The 25666-nt window shown below is 59.8% G+C and carries 22 protein-coding genes; 13 read left to right on the plus strand and 9 right to left on the minus strand.

The annotated features are described in order from the left end of the window. Positions 1-82 precede the first annotated feature (82 nt). The 9 genes from ACVWXD_RS12460 (at position 83) to ACVWXD_RS12500 (ending at position 12648) form a co-directional block, all read left to right on the plus strand. Positions 83-1912 (plus strand): extracellular solute-binding protein, encoded by a 1830-nt coding sequence (locus ACVWXD_RS12460; protein WP_032885819.1) that lies wholly within the window; start codon positions 83-85, stop codon positions 1910-1912. After that, a complete protein-coding gene (locus ACVWXD_RS12465; protein WP_095185934.1) occupies positions 1909-3747 on the plus strand; it encodes an extracellular solute-binding protein in 1839 nt (612 codons plus the stop codon). The genes ACVWXD_RS12460 and ACVWXD_RS12465 overlap by 4 nt, the downstream gene beginning before the upstream one ends. Beyond that, the gene (locus tag ACVWXD_RS12470) at positions 3748-4824 is read left to right on the plus strand and encodes a microcin C ABC transporter permease YejB (protein WP_032885816.1); all 1077 of its coding nucleotides are present in this window, start codon (positions 3748-3750) and stop codon (positions 4822-4824) included. It abuts the gene before it with no gap. A gap of 1 nt (position 4825) precedes the next feature. Next, positions 4826-5845 carry an ABC transporter permease gene (locus tag ACVWXD_RS12475; RefSeq protein WP_032885814.1) on the plus strand — a complete coding sequence of 340 codons (1020 nt, stop codon included), beginning with the start codon at positions 4826-4828 and terminating at the stop codon, positions 5843-5845. A gap of 1 nt (position 5846) precedes the next feature. Further along, a complete protein-coding gene (locus ACVWXD_RS12480) occupies positions 5847-7448 on the plus strand; it encodes an ABC transporter ATP-binding protein (protein WP_032885813.1) in 1602 nt (533 codons plus the stop codon). Positions 7449-7665: 217 nt separating this feature from the next. Continuing rightward, positions 7666-8187 carry a sigma-70 family RNA polymerase sigma factor gene (locus tag ACVWXD_RS12485; protein ID WP_122754354.1) on the plus strand — a complete coding sequence of 174 codons (522 nt, stop codon included), beginning with the start codon at positions 7666-7668 and terminating at the stop codon, positions 8185-8187. After that, entirely contained in the window at positions 8184-9134 is a 951-nt protein-coding gene (locus ACVWXD_RS12490) for a FecR domain-containing protein (RefSeq protein WP_181644250.1), read from the plus strand. The genes ACVWXD_RS12485 and ACVWXD_RS12490 overlap by 4 nt, the downstream gene beginning before the upstream one ends. Before the next feature lie 98 nt (positions 9135-9232). Next, positions 9233-11695, plus strand: coding sequence for a TonB-dependent siderophore receptor (locus tag ACVWXD_RS12495; protein WP_260367265.1), 2463 nt, complete (start codon positions 9233-9235; stop codon positions 11693-11695). A gap of 65 nt (positions 11696-11760) precedes the next feature. Continuing rightward, positions 11761-12648: a helix-turn-helix domain-containing protein gene (locus ACVWXD_RS12500; protein WP_457371076.1), complete on the plus strand. Its 888-nt coding sequence runs from the start codon at positions 11761-11763 to the stop codon at positions 12646-12648. Here the strand turns inward: ACVWXD_RS12500 and ACVWXD_RS12505 are convergent. The 3 genes from ACVWXD_RS12505 to ACVWXD_RS12515 all read right to left on the minus strand — a co-directional run bounded on the left by ACVWXD_RS12505 (position 12590) and on the right by ACVWXD_RS12515 (position 14934). After that, complete coding sequence (locus ACVWXD_RS12505) at positions 12590-13177, minus strand: LysE family translocator (RefSeq protein WP_032885806.1); 588 nt, start codon at positions 13175-13177, stop codon at positions 12590-12592. The two genes, ACVWXD_RS12500 and ACVWXD_RS12505, sit on opposite strands and share 59 nt — an antisense overlap. Positions 13178-13287: 110 nt before the next feature. Beyond that, a complete protein-coding gene (locus ACVWXD_RS12510) occupies positions 13288-13917 on the minus strand; it encodes a ribonuclease T2 family protein (protein WP_181644248.1) in 630 nt (209 codons plus the stop codon). Positions 13918-13953: 36 nt separating this feature from the next. Next, complete coding sequence (locus ACVWXD_RS12515) at positions 13954-14934, minus strand: Gfo/Idh/MocA family protein (RefSeq protein WP_457371077.1); 981 nt, start codon at positions 14932-14934, stop codon at positions 13954-13956. A gap of 126 nt (positions 14935-15060) precedes the next feature. Between ACVWXD_RS12515 and ACVWXD_RS12520 the strand changes: the two genes are divergently transcribed. After that, positions 15061-15423, plus strand: coding sequence for an NUDIX hydrolase (locus ACVWXD_RS12520; RefSeq protein ID WP_032885802.1), 363 nt, complete (start codon positions 15061-15063; stop codon positions 15421-15423). A 276-nt stretch (positions 15424-15699) separates the two neighbouring features. Beyond that, positions 15700-16644 (plus strand): sensor domain-containing diguanylate cyclase, encoded by a 945-nt coding sequence (locus ACVWXD_RS12525; RefSeq protein WP_095185941.1) that lies wholly within the window; start codon positions 15700-15702, stop codon positions 16642-16644. Between the two features lie 304 nt (positions 16645-16948). Here ACVWXD_RS12525 and ACVWXD_RS12530 read toward each other — a convergent pair whose 3' ends face one another. The 4 genes from ACVWXD_RS12530 to ACVWXD_RS12545 all read right to left on the minus strand — a co-directional run bounded on the left by ACVWXD_RS12530 (position 16949) and on the right by ACVWXD_RS12545 (position 21142). Further along, positions 16949-17392, minus strand: coding sequence for a GNAT family N-acetyltransferase (locus ACVWXD_RS12530; RefSeq protein WP_032885800.1), 444 nt, complete (start codon positions 17390-17392; stop codon positions 16949-16951). Positions 17393-17487: 95 nt separating this feature from the next. Next, entirely contained in the window at positions 17488-17817 is a 330-nt protein-coding gene (locus ACVWXD_RS12535; protein WP_032885840.1) for a hypothetical protein, read from the minus strand. Between the two features lie 148 nt (positions 17818-17965). Then, positions 17966-20467 (minus strand): TonB-dependent siderophore receptor, encoded by a 2502-nt coding sequence (locus ACVWXD_RS12540; protein WP_457371078.1) that lies wholly within the window; start codon positions 20465-20467, stop codon positions 17966-17968. A 237-nt stretch (positions 20468-20704) separates the two neighbouring features. Continuing rightward, positions 20705-21142 (minus strand): DUF3995 domain-containing protein, encoded by a 438-nt coding sequence (locus tag ACVWXD_RS12545; RefSeq protein ID WP_032885797.1) that lies wholly within the window; start codon positions 21140-21142, stop codon positions 20705-20707. Positions 21143-21233: 91 nt separating this feature from the next. On the opposite strand from ACVWXD_RS12545, the gene ACVWXD_RS12550 reads away from it, so the two are divergent. Both ACVWXD_RS12550 and ACVWXD_RS12555 read left to right on the plus strand, forming a co-directional pair. Next, on the plus strand, positions 21234-21623 hold the full coding sequence (locus tag ACVWXD_RS12550; RefSeq protein WP_095185943.1) for a DUF2946 domain-containing protein: 390 nt from the start codon (positions 21234-21236) through the stop codon (positions 21621-21623). 95 nt (positions 21624-21718) lie between these two features. Next, the gene (locus tag ACVWXD_RS12555; protein ID WP_457371079.1) at positions 21719-23845 is read left to right on the plus strand and encodes a TonB-dependent receptor; all 2127 of its coding nucleotides are present in this window, start codon (positions 21719-21721) and stop codon (positions 23843-23845) included. Positions 23846-23913: 68 nt separating this feature from the next. On the opposite strand, the gene ACVWXD_RS12560 is transcribed toward ACVWXD_RS12555, so the two are convergent. Then, on the minus strand, positions 23914-24915 hold the full coding sequence (locus ACVWXD_RS12560) for an ABC transporter substrate-binding protein (protein ID WP_181644244.1): 1002 nt from the start codon (positions 24913-24915) through the stop codon (positions 23914-23916). A gap of 132 nt (positions 24916-25047) precedes the next feature. Continuing rightward, a complete protein-coding gene (locus ACVWXD_RS12565; RefSeq protein WP_032885792.1) occupies positions 25048-25497 on the minus strand; it encodes a hypothetical protein in 450 nt (149 codons plus the stop codon). Between the last annotated feature and the right edge of the window lie 169 nt (positions 25498-25666).

The following is a 25666-nucleotide window of genomic DNA, read 5'->3' on the forward strand; positions in this document are numbered from 1 at the left end:
TTCCCAACCGGCTTTTTCCAACCGGAACAAGCTGTTACTGTACCGACCATAAAGCCCAAGCCGCCTGGATCGGATCTCTGACTTGAAGCGTCCCCTCCTTCTACTAATAAGTCTGGCCTTGAGCTTTGGTGCGAACGCGACGATTACCGAGAGCCACGGGTATACGCAGTTCGGCAGGCTCAAATACCCAGCCAAATTCACCCACTTCGATTGGGTAAATCCTGCAGCGCCGAAAGGCGGGACCTTGCGGGTCATGGCATTTGGCACCTTCGATACGCTCAACCCCTACACGTTCAAAGGCTCAAGCCCGGTTTCAACCCCCAACTTCCTGCAATACGGCGTCAATGAGCTCAATGAACCATTGATGGTCGGCACCGGCCAGTACGCGCCATCCGGCGATGAGCCCACCTCAAGTTACGGATTGATTGCCCAATCGGTGGAGTACAGCGAGGACCGCAGTTGGGTAGTGTTCAACCTGCGCCCGGAAGCACGCTTTCACGATGGCAAGCCGATCACCGCGTATGACGTGGCGTTTTCCTATCGCACCCTGCTGACCGAAGGCCACCCGCAGTACCGCACCAACCTGCAGGAAGTGGCGCGGGTGGACATCCTCAACCGTCACCGCATTCGCTTTGTGTTCAAGCGCGCCGGCAACCCACTGCTGATCCTGCGCCTGGGCGAGTTACCGGTGCTGCCCCAACACTATTGGAAAAACCGCGATTTCAAGGCGACCACCTTCGAACCGCCGCTGGGCAGTGGGCCTTACCGTATCAGCAAGGTCACGCCTGGGCGCCAATTGGTGTTCGAACGGGTCAAGGATTACTGGGGCAAGGACCTGCCGGTCAACCAGGGTTTCTATAACTACGACAAGGTCGAGGTGGAGTTCTACCGCGACAGCGACGTGGCCTTCGAAGCCTTCAAGGCCGGCGAGTTCGACATCTATATCGAGCACCAGGCCAAGAATTGGGCGAATGGTTACAACTTCCCGGCGGTGAACCGGGGTGACGTGATCAAGGCGCAGATCGCTCACCAGATCCCCACCCAGAGCCAGGGCCTGTTCATGAACACCCGCCGGCCGACCTTCAGCCAGACCAAGGTGCGCGAAGCCCTGGGGCTGATGTTCGACTTCGAATGGACCAACCGCACGCTGTTCAGCAACGCCTACAAACGCACTTTGAGCTACTACCCCAACAGCGAGTTCGCGGCGACCGGCGTACCCGTGGGCCACGAATGGCTGATGCTCTCGCCGTACCGCGAGCAATTGCCGGCGAACCTGTTTACCCAAGCCTTCAGCCTGCCGCAGACCGACGGGCGCGGCATCCCCCGTGAAAACATGCGCCGCGCCCTGTCGCTGCTGGGCGAAGCCGGGTGGAAGTTGTCGGGCCAACGCCTGCTCAACAAGGACGGGCAACCGCTGCGCTTCGAGATTCTGCTGGTCAATCCGAACCTGGAGCGCATCCTGCAGCCCTATGTCGAGAACCTGATCAGCATCGGCATCGACGCGCGGCTGCGCACCGTTGACCGCGCGCAGTACAAGCAGCGCCTGGATCAGTTCGACTTCGACATGATCCTGATCACCCTCAATCAAACCCTGAGCCCCGGCCTTGAGCAGTGGCAGTACTTCCACTCCAGCCAGGCCGCAATCAAGGGCAGCAAGAACTACGCGGGCATCGCCAACCCCATTGTCGATCACCTGCTGGAACAACTGCTGGCCGCCCAGACACGCGAAGAACAACTGGCCGCCGGCCGCGCCCTGGACCGAGTGCTCCTGTGGCAGCACTACAGCATTCCCAACTGGTACCTCAACTATCATCGCCTGGCGTACCGTAACCGGTTCGCCTTTGTCACCACGCCGCCCTACAGCCTGGGCCTGAGCGCGTGGTGGCTGAAAGCGTCGGAGAAAGCCCAATGATGTCTTTGCGTACTTCACTGTTTGCCGGCCTGTTGCTGTGCTCCGCAGCCCACGCGGCGCCGCAACATGCGCTGACGCTCTACAACGAGCCGCCGAAATACCCCGCCGACTTCAAGCACTTCGACTATGTGAACCCGGATGCCCCCAAGGGCGGCACCTTCCGCGAATCGAGCATGGGCGGCTTCGACAGCCTCAACCCGTTTATCAGCAAGGGCGTGCCGGCCGACAACATCAGTCTGATCTACGACACCCTGGCCATGCAGAGCCTGGACGAACCCATCACCGAATACGGCCTGGTCGCCGGCAAGATCGAAAAAGCCCCGGACAACAGCTGGGTGCGTTTCTACCTGCGCCCCGAAGCGCGGTTCCACGACGGCCACCCGATCCGCGCCGAAGACGTGGTGTTCACGTTCCAGGAACTTATGAAGGAAGGCTCGCCGATCTACCGCACCTACTACGCCGATGTCGATGAAGTGGTCGCCGAAGACCCGCTGCGGGTGTTGTTCAAATTCAAGCGCACCAACAACCGCGAGTTGCCACTGATCCTCGGACAACTGCCGGTACTGCCCAAGCATTGGTGGGCCACGCGGGACTTCGCCAAGGGCAACCTGGAGGTGCCGCTGGGCAGCGGGCCGTACAAGGTGGCCGAGGTCAAGGCCGGGCGCATGATCCGCTACGAGCGGGTCAAAGACTACTGGGCCAAGGACCTGCCGATCACCAAGGGTTTCTACAATTTCGATAACCGCATCACGGACTACTACCGCGACAGCACCGTGTCCCTGGAGGCGTTGAAGGCCGGGCAGTTCGACTACTGGCTGGAATTCAGCGCCAAGAACTGGGCCAACGCCTACAACATTCCGGCAGTGACCCAGGGGCGGTTGATCAAGGAAGAGATCCCCAACGGCAACCCCACGGGCATGCAAGGTTTTGTGTTCAATACGCGCAAGGCGATGTTCCAGGACGTGCGCGTGCGCAAGGCCATCAGCCTGTTGCTGGACTTCGAGTGGAGCAACAAACAGCTGTTCAACGGCGCCTACACCCGCACCCGCAGTTACTTCGAAAATTCTGAAATGGCCGCCACCGGCCTCCCCGGCCCGGATGAGCTGAAAATCCTCGAGCCCCTGCGCGACAAAATCCCGGCCGAAGTCTTCACCCAGGCCTTCGAGCCGGCCAGAACCGACGGCAGCGGCATGATCCGCGCCCAGCAACGCGAGGCCTACCAACTGCTGCAGGAGGCCGGCTGGCGCATCGTTGATGACAAGATGGTCGACACCACGGGTAAACCTGTGACCATCGAGTTCCTGCTGGCACAGACCGAGTTCGAACGCATCCTGCTGCCCTTCAAGCGCAACCTGGCGGACCTGGGCATCGACCTGGTAATCCGTCGGGTGGACGTCTCGCAGTTCGTCAACCGTGTCCGCTCTCGGGACTTCGACATGATGGTGGGCAGCTTCCCGCAGTCCACTTCGCCAGGTAACGAACAACGGGAGTTCTGGAAGTCTTCCAGCGCCGACAAGCCTGGCAGCCGCAACTACATGGGCCTCAAGGACCCAGCGGTGGACCAGTTGGTGGAAGAACTGATCGACGCCGATTCGCGCAAAAGCCTCGTGGCCCATGCCAAAGCGCTGGATCGCGTGCTGCAGTTTGGCTACTACGTGATCCCCAACTGGCACATCAAGACGTTCCGCGTGGCGTATTGGGACCACCTGGGGCACCCCAAAGTCCCGCCGCGCTACGACGTGGGCACAGCCACCTGGTGGAGCAAACCCAACGTCAAACCTGCCGTCACCTTGGACACAGACACGAACGCCGATTCGGCGAGCGGAGGCGATTAAATGCTGGCCTATATTGTTCGCCGCCTGTTACTGATCATCCCCACGCTGTTCGGGATCCTGCTGATCAACTTCATCATTATCCAGGCCGCCCCCGGTGGTCCGGTGGAACAGATGATCGCCAAGCTTGAGGGCTTTGAAGGCGCCACCAGTCGCATTGCCGGCGGCGGCGCCGAAGTCTCGGTGGCCGGTTCCAGCAGCTATCGCGGCGCCCAAGGTTTGGACCCGGCGCTGATCAAGGAAATCGAAAAGATGTACGGCTTCGACAAGTCGGCGCCGGAACGCTTGTGGATCATGGTCAAGAACTACGCCCAGCTGGATTTTGGCGACAGCTTCTTCCGTGACGCCAAGGTCATCGACCTGATCAAGGAAAAGATGCCGGTGTCCATCTCCCTCGGGCTATGGAGCACGCTGATCATGTACCTGGTGTCGATCCCCCTGGGGATCGCCAAGGCCACGCGGCATGGCAGCCATTTCGACGTGTGGACCAGTTCGGCGATCATCGTCGGCTACGCGATCCCGGCGTTTTTGTTCGCCATCCTGCTGATCGTGGTATTTGCCGGCGGCAGTTACTTCGACTGGTTCCCGTTGCGCGGGCTCACCTCCAACAACTTCGACGAGTTGAGCTGGGGCGGCAAGATCCTTGACTACTTCTGGCACCTGGCATTGCCCATCACTGCGCTGGTCATCGGCAACTTCGCAACCATGACGCTGCTCACCAAAAACAGCTTTCTCGACGAGATCAACAAGCAGTACGTGGTCACCGCCAAGGCCAAGGGCCTGACCAACCACCGCGTGCTCTACGGCCATGTGTTCCGTAACGCGATGCTGCTGGTGATCGCCGGGTTTCCGTCCGCGTTCATCGGGATTTTCTTCACCGGCTCGTTGCTGGTGGAAGTGATCTTCTCCCTCGACGGCCTGGGCCTGATGAGCTTTGAAGCGGCGATCAACCGCGACTACCCGGTGGTGTTTGGCACGCTGTTTATCTTCACCCTGCTGGGGCTGATCGTGAAACTGATCGGCGACCTCACCTACACCCTGGTCGATCCGCGTATCGACTTCGCCAGCCGGGAGCATTGAGATGAATCTATCCCCCCTCAATCGCCGCCGGTTCGAGCGTTTCAAGGCCAACAAACGTGGCTGGTGGTCGCTGTGGCTGTTCCTGATCCTGTTCGGGCTGAGCCTGGGCGCGGAGCTGATCGCCAACGACAAGCCGCTGGCCGTGCACTACGACGGCGACTGGTATTTCCCGGCGCTCAAGCGCTACCCGGAAACCACCTTCGGCGGCGAATTCCCACTGGAAGCCAACTACAAGAGCCCGTATATCCAGGAGCTGCTCAAGGCCAAGGACGCCTGGACTCTGTGGGCACCGATCCCGTTCAGCTATCAGAGCATCAACTACGACCTGAAAGTGCCGGCCCCCGCGCCGCCCTCTTCCGTGAACCTGCTGGGCACCGATGACCAAGGCCGCGATGTACTGGCGCGGGTGATCTACGGGTTCCGGGTTTCGGTGCTGTTTGCCCTGACCCTGACCATCCTAAGCTCGATCATTGGCGTGATCGCCGGAGCCTTGCAGGGTTTCTATGGCGGCTGGGTCGACCTGGCCGGGCAGCGTTTCCTGGAAATCTGGTCCGGGCTGCCGGTGCTGTATTTGCTGATCATCCTCGCCAGCTTCGTGCAGCCCAATTTCTGGTGGCTGCTGGGCATCATGCTGCTGTTTTCCTGGATGAGCCTGGTGGATGTGGTGCGCGCCGAGTTCCTGCGTGGGCGCAACCTTGAATACGTGCGTGCAGCCCGGGCACTGGGGATGCAGAACGGCGCGATCATGTTCCGCCACATCCTGCCCAACGCCATGGTCTCAACCATGACCTTTATGCCGTTCATCCTCACCGGCGCTATCGGCACCCTGACCGCACTGGACTTCCTCGGCTTTGGTCTGCCAGCCGGCTCGCCATCTCTGGGTGAACTGGTAGCCCAGGGCAAATCCAACCTGCAAGCACCGTGGCTGGGCATGAGCGCGTTTGCCGTGCTGGCGATCATGTTGAGCTTGCTGGTGTTTATCGGCGAGTCCGCTCGCGATGCCTTCGACCCGAGGAAATGAGATGAATCAGGACAATCTGATCGAAATCCGCGACCTCAGCGTCGAGTTTGTCACCGGCGAGCATCACCACAGGGTGGTCAACAACGTCAGCTTCGACATCAAACGCGGCGAAACCATCGCGCTGGTCGGCGAAAGCGGCTCTGGCAAGTCGGTGACCGCCCACTCGATCCTGCGCCTGCTGCCCTACCCCTTGGCACGGCACCCGAGCGGCATCATCCAGTACGCCGGACAAGACTTGCTGACCCTCAAGGAAAAGACCCTGCGGCACATTCGCGGTAACCGCATCGCAATGATCTTCCAGGAGCCGATGACCTCGTTGAACCCACTGCACTCCATCGAGAAGCAGATCAACGAAGTGCTCGGCCTGCACAAGGGGCTGACCGGCAAGGTTGCCACGCAGCGCACCCTGGAATTGCTCGAACTGGTGGGCATTCCCGAACCGCACAAGCGCCTAAAGGCCCTGCCCCACGAGTTGTCCGGCGGTCAGCGCCAGCGGGTAATGATTGCCATGGCATTGGCCAACGAGCCGGAACTGTTGATCGCCGACGAGCCGACCACGGCCCTCGACGTGACCGTGCAGTTAAAAATTCTGGAGCTGCTCAAGGAGTTGCAGGCACGTCTGGGCATGGCCTTGCTGCTGATCAGCCACGACCTGAACCTGGTGCGGCGCATTGCCCATCGCGTCTGTGTGATGCAGAAAGGTTGCATCGTAGAACAGGCCGAATGCGAGACGCTGTTCCAGTCGCCGCAACACCCTTACACCCAGGAATTGCTGGCGGCCGAACCCAGCGGTGGACCGGCCAATAATGTGGTCGGGCCGCCGCTGCTGGAGGTCGATGACCTGAAGGTGTGGTTCCCGATCAAGAAGGGCTTTTTGCGCAACACCGTCGATTACGTCAAGGCGGTCGATGGCATCAACTTTAGCCTGCCCCAAGGGCAAACCCTGGGCATCGTCGGCGAAAGTGGTTCGGGCAAATCAACCCTCGGCCTGGCGATTTTGCGCTTGATCGGAAGCAAAGGTGGGATTCGCTTCGAAGGCCAGCAGCTTGACCGCCTGACGCAACAGCAGGTGCGCCCGCTGCGCCGGGAAATGCAGGTGGTGTTCCAGGACCCGTTCGGCAGCCTGAGCCCGCGCATGAGCGTCAGTGAGATCGTTGGTGAAGGTCTGCGCATTCACAAAATGGGCACGCCGGCCGAGCAGGAAGCGGCGATTATCGCGGCGCTCAAGGAAGTGGGCCTGGACCCGGAGTCCCGCCATCGCTACCCCCACGAATTTTCCGGCGGGCAACGCCAACGCATCGCCATCGCCCGCGCGTTGGTGCTCAAGCCGCGCCTGATCCTGCTGGACGAACCTACCTCGGCGCTGGACCGCACGGTGCAACGCCAGGTCGTGGAATTGCTGCGCAGCCTGCAGGCCAAGTACAACCTGACCTACCTGTTCATCAGCCATGACCTGGCGGTCGTGAAGGCATTGAGTCACCAATTGATGGTGGTCAAGCATGGCCAGGTGGTGGAACAAGGCGATGCGCGGGCGATTTTTGCTGATCCGCAGCACGCGTATACCCGGCAGTTGCTGGAAGCGGCGTTCCTCGTTCCTGCCTGAATGCACGCAGACCTAATGTGGGAGGGGGCTTGCCCCCGATGAGGGATTGTCAGCTGATGCAGCTGTGGCTGACCCACAACAATCGAGAGCCCCCCCTCCCACCTTCAGCCCTACTCCTTTAAGCCTGCCTAGTAGCGAACCAATATCATTTGCGCTCACCCCATCCTTTTGCTTTAATCGCGACCAATTCTTATTTACACCGTTTCTCTCGCGCTGGATGGCTAGTGTGTCGACCTCCTTCACCCACCTCTACGGCACCCACCACGGCTGGCTGCTCGGTCTGTTGCGCAGACGCCTGAACGACCGCTGGGATGCCGCCGACCTGGCCCACGACACCTTTATCCGCTTACTCAGCCGCCCACCGACCGAGACCGATCACGCGCGCCAGCGCTCCTACCTGGCCACCATCGCCCGTGGTTTGTGCATCGACCATTGGCGACGTCGCCAACTGGAAAAAGCCTGGCTCGACAGCCTCGCCCTGCGTCCCGAAAGTACCCAGCCGTCGCCGGAACAGCGGGCAATCATCGTCGAAACCCTCTACGAAGTGGACGCCATGCTCGCCCGCCTGCCGAGCAAGGTTCGCGAAGCATTCCTGCTGGCCCAACTGCATGGCCTGCCCTACAAAGCCATTGGCGAGCAACTGGGCGTGGGCGAACGCATGGTCAAGAAATACATGGCCCAGGCCTTGCTGCATTGCGCGATCCTCGAAGCCGAGCTGGATGGGATGCTGGTGCAATGAATACCCCCGGCAAGCTCAGCCATGCCAGCCTGGAACAGGCCGCGCACTGGTACGTGCGCCTGCAGGACCAAGGCAGCGCCCAGGAGCAGCAACGCTGGCAGGCCTGGATGGCGCAGAACCCGGAGCATCTGGCGGCCTGGCAGTATGTGGAGCGCGTCAGCCAGCGTTTCGCGCCGCTGATGGACCAAGCCCCGAGCGCCAGCCGCGCCTTGCGCAGTTCGCGGCGCCAGACACTCAAAACATTGCTGGTGTTGTGTGCCGGTTCAACCCTGGCGTGGGGCACTTGGCGCAACACCGCCCTGCCCCGGCTGGTGGGCGGCTGGAGCGCCGACTACGCCACCGGCAGCGGCGAGACCCGCGATGCCGTGCTGGCCGATGGCAGTCATGTATGGCTCAACGCCCTCAGCGCGCTGGATGTACGCTTCGATCCCCTGCAACGCCTGTTGCACCTGCGCTTTGGCGAAGTGCTGATTGATACGGCCAAGGACGCCGGCCGGCCCTTCCTGGTAGACACCGAACACGGCCGCCTGCAGGCCCTGGGCACTCACTTCAGTGTGTTGCAAGGCGAAGACCACACTGAGCTCAACGTCTTTGAGGGCCGGGTGCACGTGCGCACCGCCAGCCAGCAGGTGCGCATCATCGACGCCGGCCAGCAAATCGCGTTCAACCGCGATGGCTTCAACACAACCACCGCGGTATCCCCCGCGCGTGAAGCCTGGAGCCGTGGCGTGCTGCTGGCCGACAATTTGCCCCTGGGCCAGTTGGTGGCCGAGCTCAACCGCTATCGCACCGGCCACCTGGGCTGTGACCCGGCGGTGGCGCACTTGCCGGTGATGGGTTCATTCCCGCTGATGGACAGTGACCACGCTCTGCATCTGCTGCAAGCCGCGCTGCCGGTTCGGGTCGATCGGCTGATGCCATGGTGGGTCACCGTCGGCCCACGGTAAGTTTTTCCCCGCCGCCAGTTCCCTTTTTCAACACTCGTTCGGTTAACCCTGTAGACGCTTTCAATTCGCCGATCGACTTGATCCAAAGGGAAACATTCATGTCGCAACCTGCTCGCTTCGCGCTGCGCCCATTGGCGCTGGCCACTTCGCTGTTTTGCCTCGGTGTGCCGGTGGTGCATGCCGCCGAATCGCCTTCGACCCAGGAGACCACGCGCAGCTACCGCATCGCTGCTGGTTCGCTGATCAGTGTGCTGAACCGCTTTGCCGAGCAGTCGGGCATTTTCATTGCCGGCCACAACAGCCTGGCCGCCGGCAAGACCAGCCCTGGCCTGTCGGGCAACTACACCGCCGCCAGTGGCTTGCAACACGTGCTGCAAGGCAGCGGCTTGCAGGCCCTGCCCCAGGGCAACAATGGCTACGTGCTGGAACTGATCGCGGCCAGCACCGGGGCCCTGGAGCTGGGCGCTACCACCATTTCTGGCCAGGACTTGGGCGCTACCACCGAAGACACCCACTCCTACACCACAGGCTCGATGGCCTCGGCCACCGGTCTACCGTTATCAATGCGTGAAACCCCGCAATCGGTCACCGTGATCACCCGCCAGCAGATGGACGATCAGGGTTCCAATAGCATTGCCGATACCCTGCGCCGCGCCCCTGGCGTGAGCGTGCAGAACTACGACAGCGAGCGCTGGGAGTTCTCCAGCCGTGGCCTGCCGATCACCAATTTCCAGTACGACGGCGTCAACTCCACCTACGACGGCGTGTACGACTACGGCACCACCAGCACCGACATGGCGGTGTACGACCACCTGGAAATCATCAAAGGTTCGGCTGGCCTGTTAAGCGGCTCCGGCGACCCGTCCGCCACCGTCAACCTGATCCGCAAAAAGCCCACCAAGGACTTCAAGGCCTCGGTCACCCAGACGTTCGGCTCTTGGGACAACTACCGCACCGAAGGCGATATCTCCGGCTCTTTGACCGAGTCTGGCAATGTACGCGGGCGCTTTGTCGGCGTGTATCAGGACCGCCAGTCCTACCTGGACCATTACCAGAACACCAAGGACATCGCCTACGGCATCCTGGAAGCGGACCTGACGCCCGACACCCTGCTGACCTTTGGCATCGACCAGCAGAACACTCGCTCGCGCGGCGCCAGTTGGACCGGTTTCCCGATGTACTTCAGCGACGGCTCGCGCACGAATTTCTCGCGCTCGTTCAACCCAGCCGCCGACTGGAGCCGCCGTGACTTCCAAAACCAGACGCTCTTCGCCTCGGTACAGCACAAACTGGCCAATGACTGGTCGCTCAAAGTCAGTCTCGACCGCAAACGCAGCCAGCACGACACTCTTTTGGCCTCCGCCAGCGGCGGCAACCCGGACCCGGTCACCGGCGACGGCATGTACATGTTCATGGGCAAGTACAAGGGCGACCAGGTGCAGAACACCCTGGACGTCAATTTCAGTGGACCGTTCAGCCTGTTCGGCCGCGAGCATGAGTTGATCATGGGCTTCATGGCCACACGCTCGAAACAGGACGTGCCGGTGTACGGCTCGATCTACCCCGGCGTGGGCGGCAGCATCTTCGACTGGCAAGGTGAATACGCCAAACCGAACATCCCACGCAGTGGCCAGAACGATATCGTGCAACGCCAGACGGGTGCCTACCTGGCCACTCGTCTGAAGCCTACCGATGACCTGTCGGTGATTCTCGGCACCCGCGTGAGCAATTTCAGCGGCACCGACAGCACCGACTTCTACGACCCGACCCAGACCGACAACCGCACCACCTACCACCAGAGTGGCGTGGTCACGCCGTACGCCGGGATCGTCTATGACCTCAACGACACCTGGTCGGTGTACACCAGCTACACCCAAATCTACCGACCACAAACCAGCAAAGACGCTGACCGCAAATTACTCGACCCCGTGGAAGGCCAAACCTACGAAGCCGGGCTCAAGGCCGCGTTCTACGACGGTCGCTTGAACGCCAGCTTCGCCGCGTTCCGCATCGAACAGGACAACGTGGCCGAATATGTCTCAGGCTTCGATACCGACTCGATTTACCGCCCCATCGCCGGCGCGACCACCAAGGGCGTTGAAGCCGAACTGTCGGGCGAGGTGCTGGACGGCTGGAATATCGCCGCCGGCTACACCTACCAGCACACCCGCGATGCCGATGACGGCTACGTGTACAGCTCGGTGCTGCAGACCACCACGCCACAGCAAGTGGTGCGCCTGTTCAGTTCCTATCGCCTGCCCGGCGCACTGGAAAATGTCACCGTGGGCGGTGGCGTGAACTGGCAGAGCGCGTTCTTCGGCAACGTGTTCCAGCCCGATCCGAGCGATACCGTCAACTTCGGCCACGACTCGCGCATCACCCAGGACAGCTACTACCTGGTAGACCTGATGGCGCGCTACCGCTTCAACGAGCACCTGAGCACCACGTTGAACGTGAAGAACCTGTTCGACAAAAAGTACTACACGGGCCTCGGCAACTTCGGCACTGGTTTCTACGGCGAACCGCGCAGCCTGCAGCTGGCGACCAAGTGGGACTTCTAAGCTGACGCCATTGGCGGCGTGTGTAATGATCATCCCTCGTTCTTCCAAGGGATGGAGCCACCGCTATGTCACCGGACACTTGCGCGACACACTCGCCCCGCTTCTGGCGTGACGAGCGCTTGCCGTTCATAGAAGCGCGGACCATCGCCGACGGGCGCAAGGTCACTTACACCCGTCACGCCCATGAGCATTTTTCTATCGGCGCGATCACCACCGGACGCAGCTATTACCACTACGGCGCCGAGACCTTCCAGATCAGCGTCGGCACGGTGGTATTGATGAACCCTGGCGACGTGCATGCCTGCAACCCTATTGAGAACGAGCATTGGTCCTACCATATGCTCTACCTCGATACCCCGTGGCTCACGAACCTGCAATACCAACTGGGCTTCAGTACCGAACAGGGTTACCGGCCATTCAATACGCCCCATTCCCGCGACCCGGTGTTGTTCAGCGGCCTGTTGGCGCTGTACAGCACATTGGTGGACGAACAGGCCGAACTGCTGCAAAAGCAAAGTGCACTGATCAGTTATTTCAGTGAAGTTCAGCAGCGCCTAAACCCATCGCTTACGCCAGTGCGGGAGGTGAACCACAAGCTGGAACGCGCCGCCGAATTCATCCGCGCGCACTGCACCCTTGCGTTGAAACTGGAAGATATTTGCCAGGCGGCCGAGCTGTCGCCGTCGTACCTGATCCGCGCGTTCAAGCAGTATTACGGGCTGACGCCCCATGCGTTTGTGGTCAATGAGCGTATCCAGTTTGCCCGCAGCCAATTACGCCAGGGCGAACTGATCGCCGATGTGGCCCTGGCCGCAGGCTTTGCCGACCAAGCGCATTTCCAGCGTGCCTTCAAACAGCACTTCGCCGCCACGCCCGGCCAGTACCGCGACCGGCTCAAGCCATCAGCAAATAACCCACACTGGCCACCAGCAACGCGGCCATTGAGCGGTTGAACACGCGCACGCCCTGGGGGTTACTCAAGTAGCGGCGCAGGAAGGTGCCCGCATAGGCCCAGCACGCCACCGACAGGTAACAGATCACCAGGTAGAGGCTTGCAAACAGCCACACCTGACCGGCGTCGCCATCGGCCACGAACAGGCCCATTCCCGCCACACAAGCCAGCCAGGCCTTGGGGTTGAGCCATTGCATAATCGCGCCGTAAAGCATTGATGGCGCAGTGGCGGTGCCCTCGGCGTCCAGGCGGCCATCATCGACGGCCAGTTTCCAGGCCATGTACAGCAAAAAGGCCACGCCGCCCCATTGAATCAATTGGGTCAGGATTGGCCAGCGCACCAACACTTCATGCAGGCCCAGGCCGATCAGCACCAACAGCAGGGTGAAACCGACGGCAGCGCCGAACACGTGTTTCTGGCTGGCGGCAAAACCGAAGCGCGCGCCGGAACTCAGGGCCACGACATTGACCGGTCCCGGTGTGATAGAGGTGGCCAGGGCGAAGGCGGCCATGGAAATAATCAAGCTCATTGCGGATCCCTTTTTATGGTGATGCATGAAGAGGGATCCACGGTATAAGGCCGAGCCGAAACGGTATTGAACAAAATCACCCTGGCCCCCAGTCCCGCGGCGAGGCTGCCTCAGCGCTGCGCAGGAATGCGGATATCGCCCTCCCGGCATTGGGTTTTCACACTGCGCGGGCAGCCGGCGAACGCCAGCTCCTTGGTCAGGCAGACGCGCACTTCCGACAGCACCTTGCCTTTGCAGATCACGGCCAACCCATGATTGCCCATGCGCGGGTTGCTCTCGCGAAACAACGCCTCGATCTCACGGGCAGGCAACGAAGGCGGTGTATTGAACGGTTGCAGTTGCGGCGGAATGGCGACAACGCCCAGTGCCACATCGGTCTTTTCCAGATATGCCATTGGATCCAGCCCACTGCAAGTACCGTGCTTGGCCCATTCGTGCTTGAGCAGGGAACGCGTGGGAAACAGCGCCGCGCCCTTGTCCATCTCTTCGCGAGACAAGCGTGACTGGGAATCACAGGACGCCGGCCACCCGCCCTTCGCGTATTGCGGCCACAGACCGTGAAGCACAAAACCGTAGCCTTTACCTGAACACTGTTCGTTATCCGGGTGCGTCAGGCAAAACGTCGGCGACCATGACAGCGACAACACGTAGAAATCAAACTCTCCAGGCGTGCCCTGACTTCTTGGGGCCGCCATTGCGCCTGTAGCGAGCACAAGGCACAACACCATCCAGTATCTCATCCGTCTATTCCTTGAGAAAAAACACGTATATCGCATCTAGCCGGGATGATGGGGGTTGCGCTGTAGCACCTTGTCCAGAATCCGGTCGGTTTTCAATGCCTCGATGGCCAGCGAAGGATGCTCGGCTTCACCACGGATATGCGCGTTCATGGCCAACACGTGGTGCCACTGGATATGCGCGTGGCATGGCACGTCCAGCACTTCGTTGGTCTCGGCTTCAAGGCGCAGCGGTTGGTCTTCGAAAACGGCAAACGTAATGCGACCCTTACTGCCGATCAGCTCGACGTTGTCTTCCCGTCGGTCGGCAACAAAGTTCCAGCAACCCATGCCCAGCGCGCCCGAGCTGAAGGTCCAGCAAGCTGTAACCGCGTCCTCGGCCACATAGCGACCTGCCTGGCGTGCTGTAAAACCGGACACCTCGACGATATCCCCGGCCAGGTACTGGAACAGGTCAAAGCCGTGGCTGGCCAGGTCGGCAAAATAGCCGCCACCCGCGATCAGCGGGTCGGTGCGCCAGTTGGCGGCGCTGGCGTCCTCGGCAGCCGGTGGTTTGCACAGGGTCCAGGTAAGCTGACGCAGCTCGCCGATGCGCCCATCCCGCAGCCAATCGCGAACTTGCTGAAAGCGCGGCAGCGAACGGCGGTAGTAGGAGACAAACAAATGCAGCCCGGCACGCTCGAAGGTACGTTGCATCAATGCGCTTTGCTCGGCATTCAGCGCCATGGGTTTCTCGACGCAGCAATGCTTGCCGGCCGCGGCCACCATCAGGCTGTATTCCAAGTGGCTGTCGGGCGGTGTGGCGATGTAGACCGCGTCCACCTCAGGGTCGTTGATCAGCGCTTGGGCGTCGGTATAGGAACGGGCAATGCCATGGCGTGTTGCATAATCGCGCACGGCGGCCTCGCGACGCCCCATCACGGCTACCAGGGCCGAACCTGGCGCTTTGTAGAAAGCGGGCCCACTCTTCAATTCAGCGACACTGCCACAGCCGATCATGCCCCAACGTACGGTGCTCATCTGTTTTCCTCGTGCGTTTTGTTCAGTCGGGCAGTATCCACATACCCATCCCTGCGCGCCATAACCACTTAGCATGACAATTGCATTACACTTTTATGACATTCATGCCGCTGCGGGACACAGACGATGAAAATCAGGGCAACGGTCATTTGCGAACACGAGGGGCATATCCTCTTCGTGCGCAAGGCCAGATCAAAATGGGCGTTGCCGGGTGGCAAGGTCGAGCGCGACGAACGCCCGGTGGGCGCCGCCGAACGCGAGCTGGAAGAAGAAACCGGATTGAACGTGGACGGCCTACTCTATCTGCAGGAACTCAAAGCCCGCGACACGCTGCATCATGTGTTCGAAGCGTCAGTGGTGAACATCGCGGACGCGCGACCCTGTAACGAGATTGTCGACTGCCAGTGGCACGCTTATGGCGCGCTCGACCAGTTGGACACCACCGACGCCACCAAACACATCGTCAAATCCTTTCTACGCCGCCTGTAAATCGGCGCTCTGGTCGCTGGCCAACACCCCTCGTATCACCAAGCCATTTGCTCTCTGCCGTTCGACAAAGGATTTGACGAACGCGGCAGCGGCTGCCTGCACCAACGGTACTGTCAGTGTTCAAAAATCCAGCGTCTATTTGTAGCGAAAACGCCGAAACACCCGCGCCAAAAAGCCTCCTTCACGACCTCTCGTCTGCTGCCTCGGCTTACGCTTGACTCCAAGCGACGATCAAAAGAGGCTCTTGGCTATTCGCCATCATCCCCGAGCACTCCCATGAGCATCGATCACCCAAGCCAGCCCGACAGTGACGTGTACCGAACGCTGTTGGAGTCGACCAAAGCCATCCCCTGGCGTATCGATTGGCAAACCATGACGTTCAGCTACATCGGCCCGCAGATCGAAACATTGCTGGGCTGGACCCCGCAGAGCTGGGTCAGCGTGGACGACTGGGTCGAGCGCATGCACCCGGATGACCGTGAATACGTGGTGAATTTCTGTGTGTCGCAGTCCCGCGCCGGCGTGGACCACGAGGCGGATTACCGGGCACTGACGGTCAACGGCGACTACGTGTGGATTCGTGACGTGGTGCACGTGGTGCGCAAGGACGGCGAGGTCGAAGCCCTGATCGGCTTTATGTTCGATATCAGCGAACGCAAGAAAACCGAAGAGCACTTGGTACGCCTGCAAAAGCAACTTGAGGAATATTCCTACCAGGACGGCCTGACCGGCATCGCCAACCGACGCATGTTCGACACCGTGCTTGAGCGCGAATGGGCCAGCGCCCAGCGCAGCCAGTTGCCGCTGTCGTTGATCATCCTGGATATCGATTTTTTCAAGCAGTACAACGATCACTACGGCCATATCAAGGGCGACGAATGCTTGCGCCAGGTCGCACGTACCCTGTCGCTGGCAGCCAACCGGCCACGGGATTTCATCGCGCGGATCGGCGGTGAAGAGTTTGTATGGCTACTACCGGAAACCGACGCGGCGTCGGCCAAACAGGTAGCACGACGTTGCCTGCACCTGATCTGCCAGCAGCAGATCGAGCATGGTTTTTCGGCGGTGTCGAACCTGCTGACCATGAGCCTGGGCGTCGGTACACGTATCGTCACACCAGATAGTCCGATGCTGGAATTTGTCGAGGGTGTCGATAAATTGCTCTACCAGGCCAAACGCAATGGACGGATGCGCGCGGAGTTTGCCGAGGGTGAAGTTTGACGCGGAGGTCAAATCGCGGGCAAAAAAAATCCCAAGTAGCTGATGGAAACTTGGGATTTAAAAATGCATAAACCGTGGGAGGTGAACGCCCGGCTATAGTAACGACTGTAAAAACGTGTAACAAGACTATTTCAATCCTTTCGTCGGATTGGAAGTGTTGTAAGTCCTTCAATAACCACATGTTTTTTAGGGTAGTGACGGATATAAGTGCCACTTTTTGGTGCAACTACCGGGTATATTTCCACTTATAAAAAAGGGTTATTAATAAAAATAACGACGCATCCTTCGATGGGTCCACGCGTGATTACACCCTGTTTTTTTCGTAGCGCACGTCGTCACACTCAACCTGCCCTACTTTCGACCAGCCCAGGCGTTGGTAAAAACCGTTTGCACGAATGTGGTCACGCCCGTCGGTGATCAGAAACAGTGTGGTGTGGTGTTCAAACAACACGGCTTCGGCAACAGCCATCAGTTTCCGACCGAGGCCGAGACGCTCGTGAGTCGGCAGTACGAACATCGCAAACACTTCGCCTTCGGCCAGGTCGACCATCGCAAAGGCTGCAGGTTGACCGTCTACCTCAGCGATCCATGCACAGGGCGCGTCACGAATGCTCTCGGCCAGAACTTGGGGCGTAATGCCCAGGTCGGCCATCTGCGCAACGCTCAAATGGTTTTGCACCACAGACGTACGGATGGCGAAGAGCGTGGCGACATCGTCCTGCGTCGCTACCCGGATAGTGGTTTGCATACTGGCTCCCTGTCCTTGGATAAAGGCGCAATTGTAGACAAATGAGAAGCCAGGGGTTGGGATGGTTTTGTAAGCCGAGTGCTGGTGGCCGAGGCCTATTTACGCGCCACTTTGTAGCGTACGCAGTCCTGGTAGAAGCTTTGGCGGATCGCCTCCGGCTTGAGGCGTGAACGGCTGTCGTAGGTCTGCTCGGTGATGCCCATGGCCATCATGCGCATCCAGGATTTGTTGAACTTGAGGGTCTGGATCTTCTGCCGAGCGGCGTACAACGACACCCCCGACAGCTTGAGTTCCTGGGCCCTGGCAGCGGTGCCAGCGCCCCAACTGCACATGTACTTGTCACCCTCGCGCAGCTCCCGTGCCTGCACGACAGCCGCGCCCCCTGCCAGGGAGCAGGCGATCAGCATGATTCCAACATTGCGCATTTGCATCCCCGCCTAACCACCTGAAAATAAAAGCGATTCTGGCGAGGATTTTGTTACAAAGGGGCCATTAAATTGCCTTATCGAGTGAACGGGTTGTTGGCGAGTACGCTCGCCACACAGCGTTCACCCATTACAACGTTGCAGGCAGTCACCACTGATAAGTCGCACTCGCCTGCACCGTGCGCTGCGAGCCATACCAGCACCACGAGTAGGAATAGCACGACGCGACATACTCTTTATTCGCCAGGTTGGTAGCGTTCAGCGCCAGGCGCAGGTTGTCCTTGAGGTTGACGATGTTCTTGATGTCGTAGTGCACCGCCGCATCGAACAAGGTGTAGCCCGGTACTTTCAGGGTGTTAGCCGTATCGCCCCACGAAGAGCCGACATAACGCGCACCGGCGCCGGCACCAAAACCCTTGAGGTTGCCGTCATGGAAGGTGTAGTCCGCCCACGCCGAGGCGGTGTGACGCGGAACCGCGTAAGTGGTGGTGCCCTCTGCGTTGATGGCCGGGCCTACGCCGATGTCGCTGATGGGTGCATAGCGCACGGTATTGTTGGACTTGCTGATGCGGTTATCCAGGTACGCGTACGCCGCAGTGATGTCCAAGTTGTCATTGAGGCTGGCCTTGCCTTCCAACTCAAAACCACGGGATTGCACTTCGCCGTCCTGGCTCTGGCAACGACCGGTACCGCACAGGTGCGTCGGGTCCGGATCGGTCGTCAGTACGTTGCTCTGGCGCAGGTCAAATATCGCCGCCGTGATAAAGCTGTTACTGCCCGGCGGCTGGTATTTGATGCCGATTTCATACTGTTTACCTTCGGTCGGCTTGAACACCGAGCCGCCATATCCGGTGCCCGACTGCGGGTTGAAGGATTCCGAATAGCTGGCATACGGCGCCAAGCCATTATCGAAGAGATAGACCAGGCCGACACGACCGGTGAAGGCTTTGCTGTCCAGCGAGGATTGACTCTTGGCGCCCGTGCGAAGGGTTTTGGTGCTGCTCTCGGTGCTGGCCCAGTCATAACGACCACCCAGCAGCAACACCCACTTGTCCCACTTCATCTGCTCTTGCAGGTAGACGCCGGTCTGTTCGCTACGCGACGTGCCGTCTGTGGTGTACGCCGGTACCGCAACGGCTGCGCCGTAGACCGGGTTGAAAATATCCAGGGTTGGCCCGGCAGTGTAGGTGCCTGAGCCGGACAGGGTGTCGGTGCTGGTGTTCTGATAATCGAGCCCCATCAGCAAGGTGTGCTGCAACGGGCCCGTGTCGAATTTGGCCTGGACCTGGTTGTCGAGGGTATAAGCGTCCATGTCCACATCAGTAGCGATAGTCGAACGGCGGATAGTCCGATAATCCGTCAGCAGGTAGTTGCTGTAGAGGCTACGGTATTGGCCTTCACTGCGCAGGTAACGCGCGTTTTGGCGTACGGTCCACACGTCATCGAAGTGATGTTCGAAGGCGTAGCCGATGGAGTAATACTCGCGGTCGCTCTTCTCAAAGTTCTTTTCACCGTCGTAGAAATCCACATCAATGCTGCGCCCGGTTGGGCTGTGCAATACCGAGCCCCAGGCGGGGACTGATCCGTAGGACGCGCCCTTGGGGTCCTTTTGAAAATGCCCGAGCAGCGTCAGCGACGTGGCATCGTCCGGGCGCCAGGTGAACGCGGTCGACAGCGACTGGCGGCGGGTCTCGGTGTGTTCAACCTGACCATCGGCATCGTCGAAAAGTCCGGCAACACGGTAGGAGTACACGCCCTGATCGTCTATCGGCCCGCTCAAATCGAAGGTGGTGCGCTTCTTGTTGAAGGTGCCGTATTCGACGCCCACTTCATGAAACGGCGTGTCCAGCGGGCGCTTGGTGACCATGTTAATTACCCCGCTCGGTGTGCCCTGACCGTAGAGCACCGACGCCGGACCACGCAGCACTTCAACACGCTCCAGGTCGAAGGCGTCTTTTTGCGGCAAGGCATCACGACTCGATGGCATGCGCAGGCCATCAAGGTAGGTGGCAGGAGCAAATCCGCGGATCGTCAATTGGTCCAGACGCGAGGCGGTAGCGCCACGGGTTTCCGGGACCACGGCGGCGCTGTAGCGCAGGATCTGGTTGAGGCTCTCGGCGTTCTGCGCACGCATCTGGTCTCGGGTCACGATGGAGATCGACTGCGGGGTTTCAATCAGCGCGGTGTCGGTCTTGGTTCCCGACAGGCTGCGCGTGGCCACATAGCCGGACACTGGCCCAGTGGGGCTTTCAGCCTGGTAGGCAGCGCTGATGGTGGTGGGCTGCAACTCCATGGCGCCGCCGTTATCCGGGATAGCTTCCAGGCGGTAGCGGTCGGCGGAAATCTTCAAGGCTTGCAGGCCGTTGCCGGCAAGCAGTTGGTTCAGGGCCACATCGGTGTCGTATTGCCCGCTCAAGCCATTGCTACGCTTGCCCCGAGTCAAGCTTGCATCAAAGGCCAACACCAGCCCCGCCTGCTCGGCCAGGCTATTGAGGGCCTGGCTCAAGTCACCGGCCGGGATCTGGAAGCTACGCACAGCGCGGCTGCTTTCTTCGGCAAAGGCGGATTGGACATTCAGCAACGGCACTGCGGCAAAAGCCATCGCCACTGACAGAGCCAGTGGATGCAAGGGACGAGCGAGGCGCGACATGGGAAATCCTGCGTAATAGAAGTTCTATTAACCATGACGGCCATGTCCGCAAATCGGGCAAGAATGAGATCGGTTTTTATCTGAGAAAGTTTTCCCCGTGTACTGATGCAATCAGTTGGACCGCTTTTTTGTGTAGCCCTCTGCCAGGACATGGGTGGGCTCCCACGAATTCCTCTGGTTCAAAACTGGTACTTCATCCAGTCATGATCCAGGGATCTGAAAAAAGCGATCCGTCCATCACCCCCACGCCACCACCAACAACCCTACCCCCAACGCCAGGCACAAAGGCGAATAAAACCAGGTGTCCATACTCGCAAACCGCGACCCACTGACTTTCTTGAAAAACCCGACCAACTCCGAGTCCCCAATCGCCCTGGCAAACATCACCAAGGCAATCGCGCTGATCCCCCACTGCAATGCCCCATGGGACACTGGCGAGAAATAAAGCCCAGCCCGAAGACACACGAGCAGCGCAATCGCCACCAGCCCCATCGCCACCAGAAAAGTGCCCAATGCCGACGGTTTAAACGCCGGGCGTGGCCCGCTGGCGAATTCGCCGGGGAGTTGGGGGATGGCGGCGAGGCTGCCGAGTTTGCCTCCCGCCGCCCAGTACAGGTGGACCATGCTGATGCAGGTAAAAATGCCGACAATCCACCGCGCGATGACAAAGCTCATGGCTGGCTCTCCTTAAAGGTGCGAAACAGGATAGTCGCCCAGAGATTTTTTGCAGGCATTTCGTCGGCAGCTGATGCTAAAGTGCCGCCCCATGAAATTCGCCCGTGCCGACCGCTCGCTCATTGCCTGGATGCTGTATTGCTGCGTCCTGTTCAATGTGTTCGTCTGCAGTATTGGTCATGGGCAGATGGTGGGGATGCAGCTCAATGGCATCGGCGGTCAGTTCTGTACCGTGGACCCGCGTACCCAGGCGCCCCAGCCGTCCAACTCCACCGATGAGAACCTGCCCACGCTGTCCAAGGCGTTTGGTTGTCCGCTGTGCTCCTCCGGCGGGATGGGACCGGCGCTCAGTTCCAGCCTGAATGTGGCGGTGTTGCCGCAACCCCATGCGCCACCGCCGGCCATTGTGCTGGCCGCCGACATCCCTGCTCGCTTCACCTGGCCCGCGGCTAACCCGCGCGCGCCTCCTGCCTTCGCCTGATCCCTTCGCTTTCCGATCTGCACCGGCCACCGTTTTTCCAAGGAGATACGGACGGCTGTGCATTGCTTTCAAGCCAAGTTTTTCAGGATTCAACTATGAAACATTTACCCCTGTTGGCGGGCCTGTTCGGCTGCCTGCCTGTCTGCGCCTGGGCCATTGAGCTGGCCCCGACCACCATTGATGGAGAATCAACTGCCGAGCCTGGCCTGTCCCTGGATCAGTCCAGCGGCGTGGCTTCGCGCTTGGGATTGAGCGTGCGGGAAACCCCGGCGTCGGTGGCCATAGCCAATCGCAACGATATCGAGCGTCATGGCGCCAAGACCTTCCGCGATGCAGCCAACACCCTGCCCGGCGTCAACGCCAGCGCACCGCCGGGTTTCGGTGGATTTGTGTCTTATCGTGGATTTACCAGCAGCCAGATCACCCAAATGTTCAATGGGATCAACGTCGCCACCGGCCTGGCGCGTCCCGTGGATGCGTGGATCTATGACCGGGTGGAACTGGTCGGCGGCCCCTCCTCCTTGATCAACGGCGCTGGCTCCGTGGGCGGCTCACTGAACTACGTCACTAAGTTGGCGACCCGTGAGGACCAAGCCGCCGAAGGCCAACTGACCTATGGCAGCTACGACACGGCCGGCATGGCTTTTGGCGTGAACCAAGCGTTGACCGAACCGGGTGCCGAGGTGCAGCACTATGCGCGCCTGGATGTCAGCCGCAATACCAATCACAGCTACATCGACCGCGCTCAGCGCGATGCCTGGAGCCTGGCGTTTTCCCTGCTCAGTGACCTCACTCCCGACCTGTCACACACCCTGGCCCTGGAGTATCAGGATGAACACGAAGACAGCCCGTATTGGGGTACACCGGTGCTCAACCCCAAGGCCGGCGAGCTGAAGATCGACACACACAACCGCTTCAACAACTACAACGTGGCAGACGGTCGTTATGAACAGCGCACGCTGTGGGCACGCTCGATCATCGACTACCGGATCAACGACAGCACCACGCTGAAAAACACCCTCTACCACCTCGACAGCCAGCGCGACTACCGCAACCTGGAGACCTACCAGTACACCACCAATAACAGCGCGGTGAACCGGTCCACAGCCTACCAAGTGCGCCATCAAGGCGAACAGAACGGCAACCAGTTCGAGCTGCGCCATGACGACAGCCTGTTCGGCCTGTCGACCACTTGGTCCGGCGGCTTTGAGTACAAGGTCAACAGCACCACCAGCACGCCCTGGAATATGCCGGGTAACAGCACGGTGGATCCAAACGACTTCAATCCCGGGCACTTCTACGACATCCCGCGAACCCAGGAAAAGTTCGGTAAGGACAAGACTAATGAAGTCACCACCAAAGCACTGTTCGTGGAAAACCGACTGGGCCTAACCGATAAACTCTCGCTGCTCAGCGGCCTGCGTTACGACGCCATCGACCTGGATGTGACCAACCACCGCGTTGTCACGGCTACTAACCCACGGCACTTCAAGCGCCGTTGGGAGCCGGTGACAGGCCGCGTGGGCCTGACGTACCAGTTCATCCCCTCAGCCAATTTCTACGTGCAATACAGCACCGCCGCCGAGCAGCCCACTACCACCACTCAGGTGTTCGACGTCTCGACCGGCAAGCAGTGGGAAGTGGGCAGCAAGTTTGACTACTTGGACGGGCGTGGCTCGGCGACCGTGGCCGCCTACAGGATTGAGCGCAAGGATTTTGCCGTCACCGACCCACAGGACCCGACCACCAGCATCCCGGTCGGCGCGCAGTCGTCCAAGGGCATCGAGTTGGCGAGTTCGCTGCGCATCACACCAAAGCTTCTGGCAGAGGGCAACTTCGCCTGGGTGGATGCGGAGTACGACGAGTTCAACGAGAAAATCGCCAGCGGCGCAGTGGTTTCGCGTAAAGGCAATACGCCGACCAACGTGCCCAAGCGCGTGGGGAATGTGTGGATGACTTATGATTTCGCCGAGGACTGGCAAGGCGGCGTGGATGCGCGGTATGTCGCCGAGGTGTACGCAGATAATGCCAACACGATGACCGTCCCTGCCTACACCCTGTTCGGGACGTTCCTGCGCTACAACGTGGATGCGCACACGTCGGTGACTGGGCGGGTGCGCAACTTGACCAATGAGGTGTATGCCGAGTTTGCGCATGTATCGCCGGCTTACTACCTCGGTTCGCCGAGGACCTTTGAAGTGGCGGTGCAAACCAAGTTCTAAACAGCAACGTGTTCACAATGTGGGAGGTGCGGTGCGACGATTCGGCTTGCTCCCTCCCACATTACGGATCATTTCAGGCTGGCTTCAACTTTCCCCGCCACATCCTCCGTCAACCAAGCCTTCCACACTTCAGGGTGTTCTTTCATAAACGCCTGAGCCACGTCACGTGGCGGTGTGTGGTTCTCGCTCATGGTCGCCAAGGCTTTGTTCAGCGGCTGAATCGGAAACTCGACCTTCTCGAAAAACGCCGCAATCTGCGGGTGTTCCTTCTGAAACGGGGTAGACACACCGATGCTCAACTTGGACGCCAAAGACCGCGTAGGCTTCGGATCGGGATTATCCGCATCCGTCAGCGTTTTCCAGGCCTCGGCATCGAACGGTGGTTCTTCCAGCTGGATCAACTTATAGCGGCCCATCAAGGGCGTCGGCGACCAGTAGTAGAACAGCACCGGCTTGCCACGGCGGATCGACGAGGCAATTTCGGCATCCAGTGCCGCCCCCGAACCACTGCGAAAGTTCACATAACTGTCGTCAAGGCCATAGGCCTTGAGCTTCTGCTTGTTGACCACTTCCGAGGTCCAGCCGATGGGGCTGTTAAGGAAGCGTCCTTTGCCTGGGGATTCCGGGTCTTTGAACACGTCCTTGTAACGAGCCAGGTCTTTTACGCTTTTAAGGTCCGGTGCCAGAGGCTTGATGCCTTTGGCGGGATCGCCCTTGACCACGTATTCCGGCACCCACCAACCCTCGGTGGCACCTTTGACCGTATCGCCCAGGCCGACAACCTTGCCTTCGGCCTCGGCCTTCACCCACACCGGGCTGCGCCCTGCCCACTCTTCGCCGATGACCTGAATGTCGTTCTTGGCCAGGGCGCTTTCCAGCGTAATAGTGGTACCGGGCAAGGTGTCGGTGGGCAGGTCGTAACCCTTCTCGACAATCACCCGCAGTATTTCGGTGATCAGGCTGCCGCTTTCCCAGTTCAGGTCGGCAAAGTGTACCGGCGCCTGCGCGGCTGAGACAGACAGACTCAGGGCCGTAAACGACGCAGCCAACAGCGTTCTCAATCCTTTCATGCCCTTGCACCTCGCGATATCGCAGCAAACAGCGGACGGCTTTGCTGCTATGCGCGAAGCCTCTGAATAGTTAAGTCAACTCAACTGTAGTAGAGGTTCCGGGAGATAGGAGATGTTCGCAGTATTTGTTGGCTATTCGCTGGCCTTGAACGTTACCAGCTCACCCTTGCGCCATTTGGCGGCCTTGCCGGTCACGGCTTTGAGGGTTTTGGTCAGGCCTTCCTGCAGTTGTTCATTGGCCGCAAACACCAGCATCACGCTATGGCCTTCCTTGAAGACGATGCCGTGACCTTCGGCCGTCGACACAAAGGCATAGTCGCCCAGGCCATACACCGTCAACTTGATGTCGCGGAACTTGAGTTCGAACTTGCCACCTTCGCGACTGGGCAATACCGCGGCACGAAAATGGTCACCCACCTTGAGTTCCAAGCGCGGCTTGTCATCTACGACCATCGCCGCTTCCGTGTCTATTTCGGCGATGTAGATGCCTTCCGGCGTCTGCTCAGTGATGTAAACGAAACGGGATTGAAACTGTTTGACCAACTTTGCGCGCAAATCACCCAGCACGAACAACGCGTGCATATCCAGATTACTGACTGCCAAGGAAACGCCCCCACATCGAAAAGAGCGCTGTCCGCCAGAGCGGGCAGCACAAAAAAACGGCCATCTCGGCTCGATCACACGACACAATCATAGAAAAAACTGAAGAAGATCTCGCGGCTGCGCTCCAGGAGACTAGTGCAGACGCACA

The sequence above is a fragment of the Pseudomonas sp. TE3911 genome, assembly GCF_054062775.1.

Coding starts and splice junctions, on each gene's coding strand:
- ACVWXD_RS12465 (WP_095185934.1), top strand. CDS start 1,909: ATGATGTCTTTGCGTACTTCACTGTTTGCCGGCCTGTTGCTGTGCTCC.
- ACVWXD_RS12470 (WP_032885816.1), top strand. CDS start 3,748: ATGCTGGCCTATATTGTTCGCCGCCTGTTACTGATCATCCCCACGCTG.
- ACVWXD_RS12475 (WP_032885814.1), top strand. CDS start 4,826: ATGAATCTATCCCCCCTCAATCGCCGCCGGTTCGAGCGTTTCAAGGCC.
- ACVWXD_RS12480 (WP_032885813.1), top strand. CDS start 5,847: ATGAATCAGGACAATCTGATCGAAATCCGCGACCTCAGCGTCGAGTTT.
- ACVWXD_RS12485 (WP_122754354.1), top strand. CDS start 7,666: ATGGCTAGTGTGTCGACCTCCTTCACCCACCTCTACGGCACCCACCAC.
- ACVWXD_RS12490 (WP_181644250.1), top strand. CDS start 8,184: ATGAATACCCCCGGCAAGCTCAGCCATGCCAGCCTGGAACAGGCCGCG.
- ACVWXD_RS12495 (WP_260367265.1), top strand. CDS start 9,233: ATGTCGCAACCTGCTCGCTTCGCGCTGCGCCCATTGGCGCTGGCCACT.
- ACVWXD_RS12500 (WP_457371076.1), top strand. CDS start 11,761: ATGTCACCGGACACTTGCGCGACACACTCGCCCCGCTTCTGGCGTGAC.
- ACVWXD_RS12505 (WP_032885806.1), bottom strand. CDS start 13,177: ATGAGCTTGATTATTTCCATGGCCGCCTTCGCCCTGGCCACCTCTATC.
- ACVWXD_RS12510 (WP_181644248.1), bottom strand. CDS start 13,917: ATGAGATACTGGATGGTGTTGTGCCTTGTGCTCGCTACAGGCGCAATG.
- ACVWXD_RS12515 (WP_457371077.1), bottom strand. CDS start 14,934: ATGAGCACCGTACGTTGGGGCATGATCGGCTGTGGCAGTGTCGCTGAA.
- ACVWXD_RS12520 (WP_032885802.1), top strand. CDS start 15,061: ATGAAAATCAGGGCAACGGTCATTTGCGAACACGAGGGGCATATCCTC.
- ACVWXD_RS12525 (WP_095185941.1), top strand. CDS start 15,700: ATGAGCATCGATCACCCAAGCCAGCCCGACAGTGACGTGTACCGAACG.
- ACVWXD_RS12530 (WP_032885800.1), bottom strand. CDS start 17,392: ATGCAAACCACTATCCGGGTAGCGACGCAGGACGATGTCGCCACGCTC.
- ACVWXD_RS12535 (WP_032885840.1), bottom strand. CDS start 17,817: ATGCGCAATGTTGGAATCATGCTGATCGCCTGCTCCCTGGCAGGGGGC.
- ACVWXD_RS12540 (WP_457371078.1), bottom strand. CDS start 20,467: ATGTCGCGCCTCGCTCGTCCCTTGCATCCACTGGCTCTGTCAGTGGCG.
- ACVWXD_RS12545 (WP_032885797.1), bottom strand. CDS start 21,142: ATGAGCTTTGTCATCGCGCGGTGGATTGTCGGCATTTTTACCTGCATC.
- ACVWXD_RS12550 (WP_095185943.1), top strand. CDS start 21,234: ATGAAATTCGCCCGTGCCGACCGCTCGCTCATTGCCTGGATGCTGTAT.
- ACVWXD_RS12555 (WP_457371079.1), top strand. CDS start 21,719: ATGAAACATTTACCCCTGTTGGCGGGCCTGTTCGGCTGCCTGCCTGTC.
- ACVWXD_RS12560 (WP_181644244.1), bottom strand. CDS start 24,915: ATGAAAGGATTGAGAACGCTGTTGGCTGCGTCGTTTACGGCCCTGAGT.
- ACVWXD_RS12565 (WP_032885792.1), bottom strand. CDS start 25,497: ATGCACGCGTTGTTCGTGCTGGGTGATTTGCGCGCAAAGTTGGTCAAA.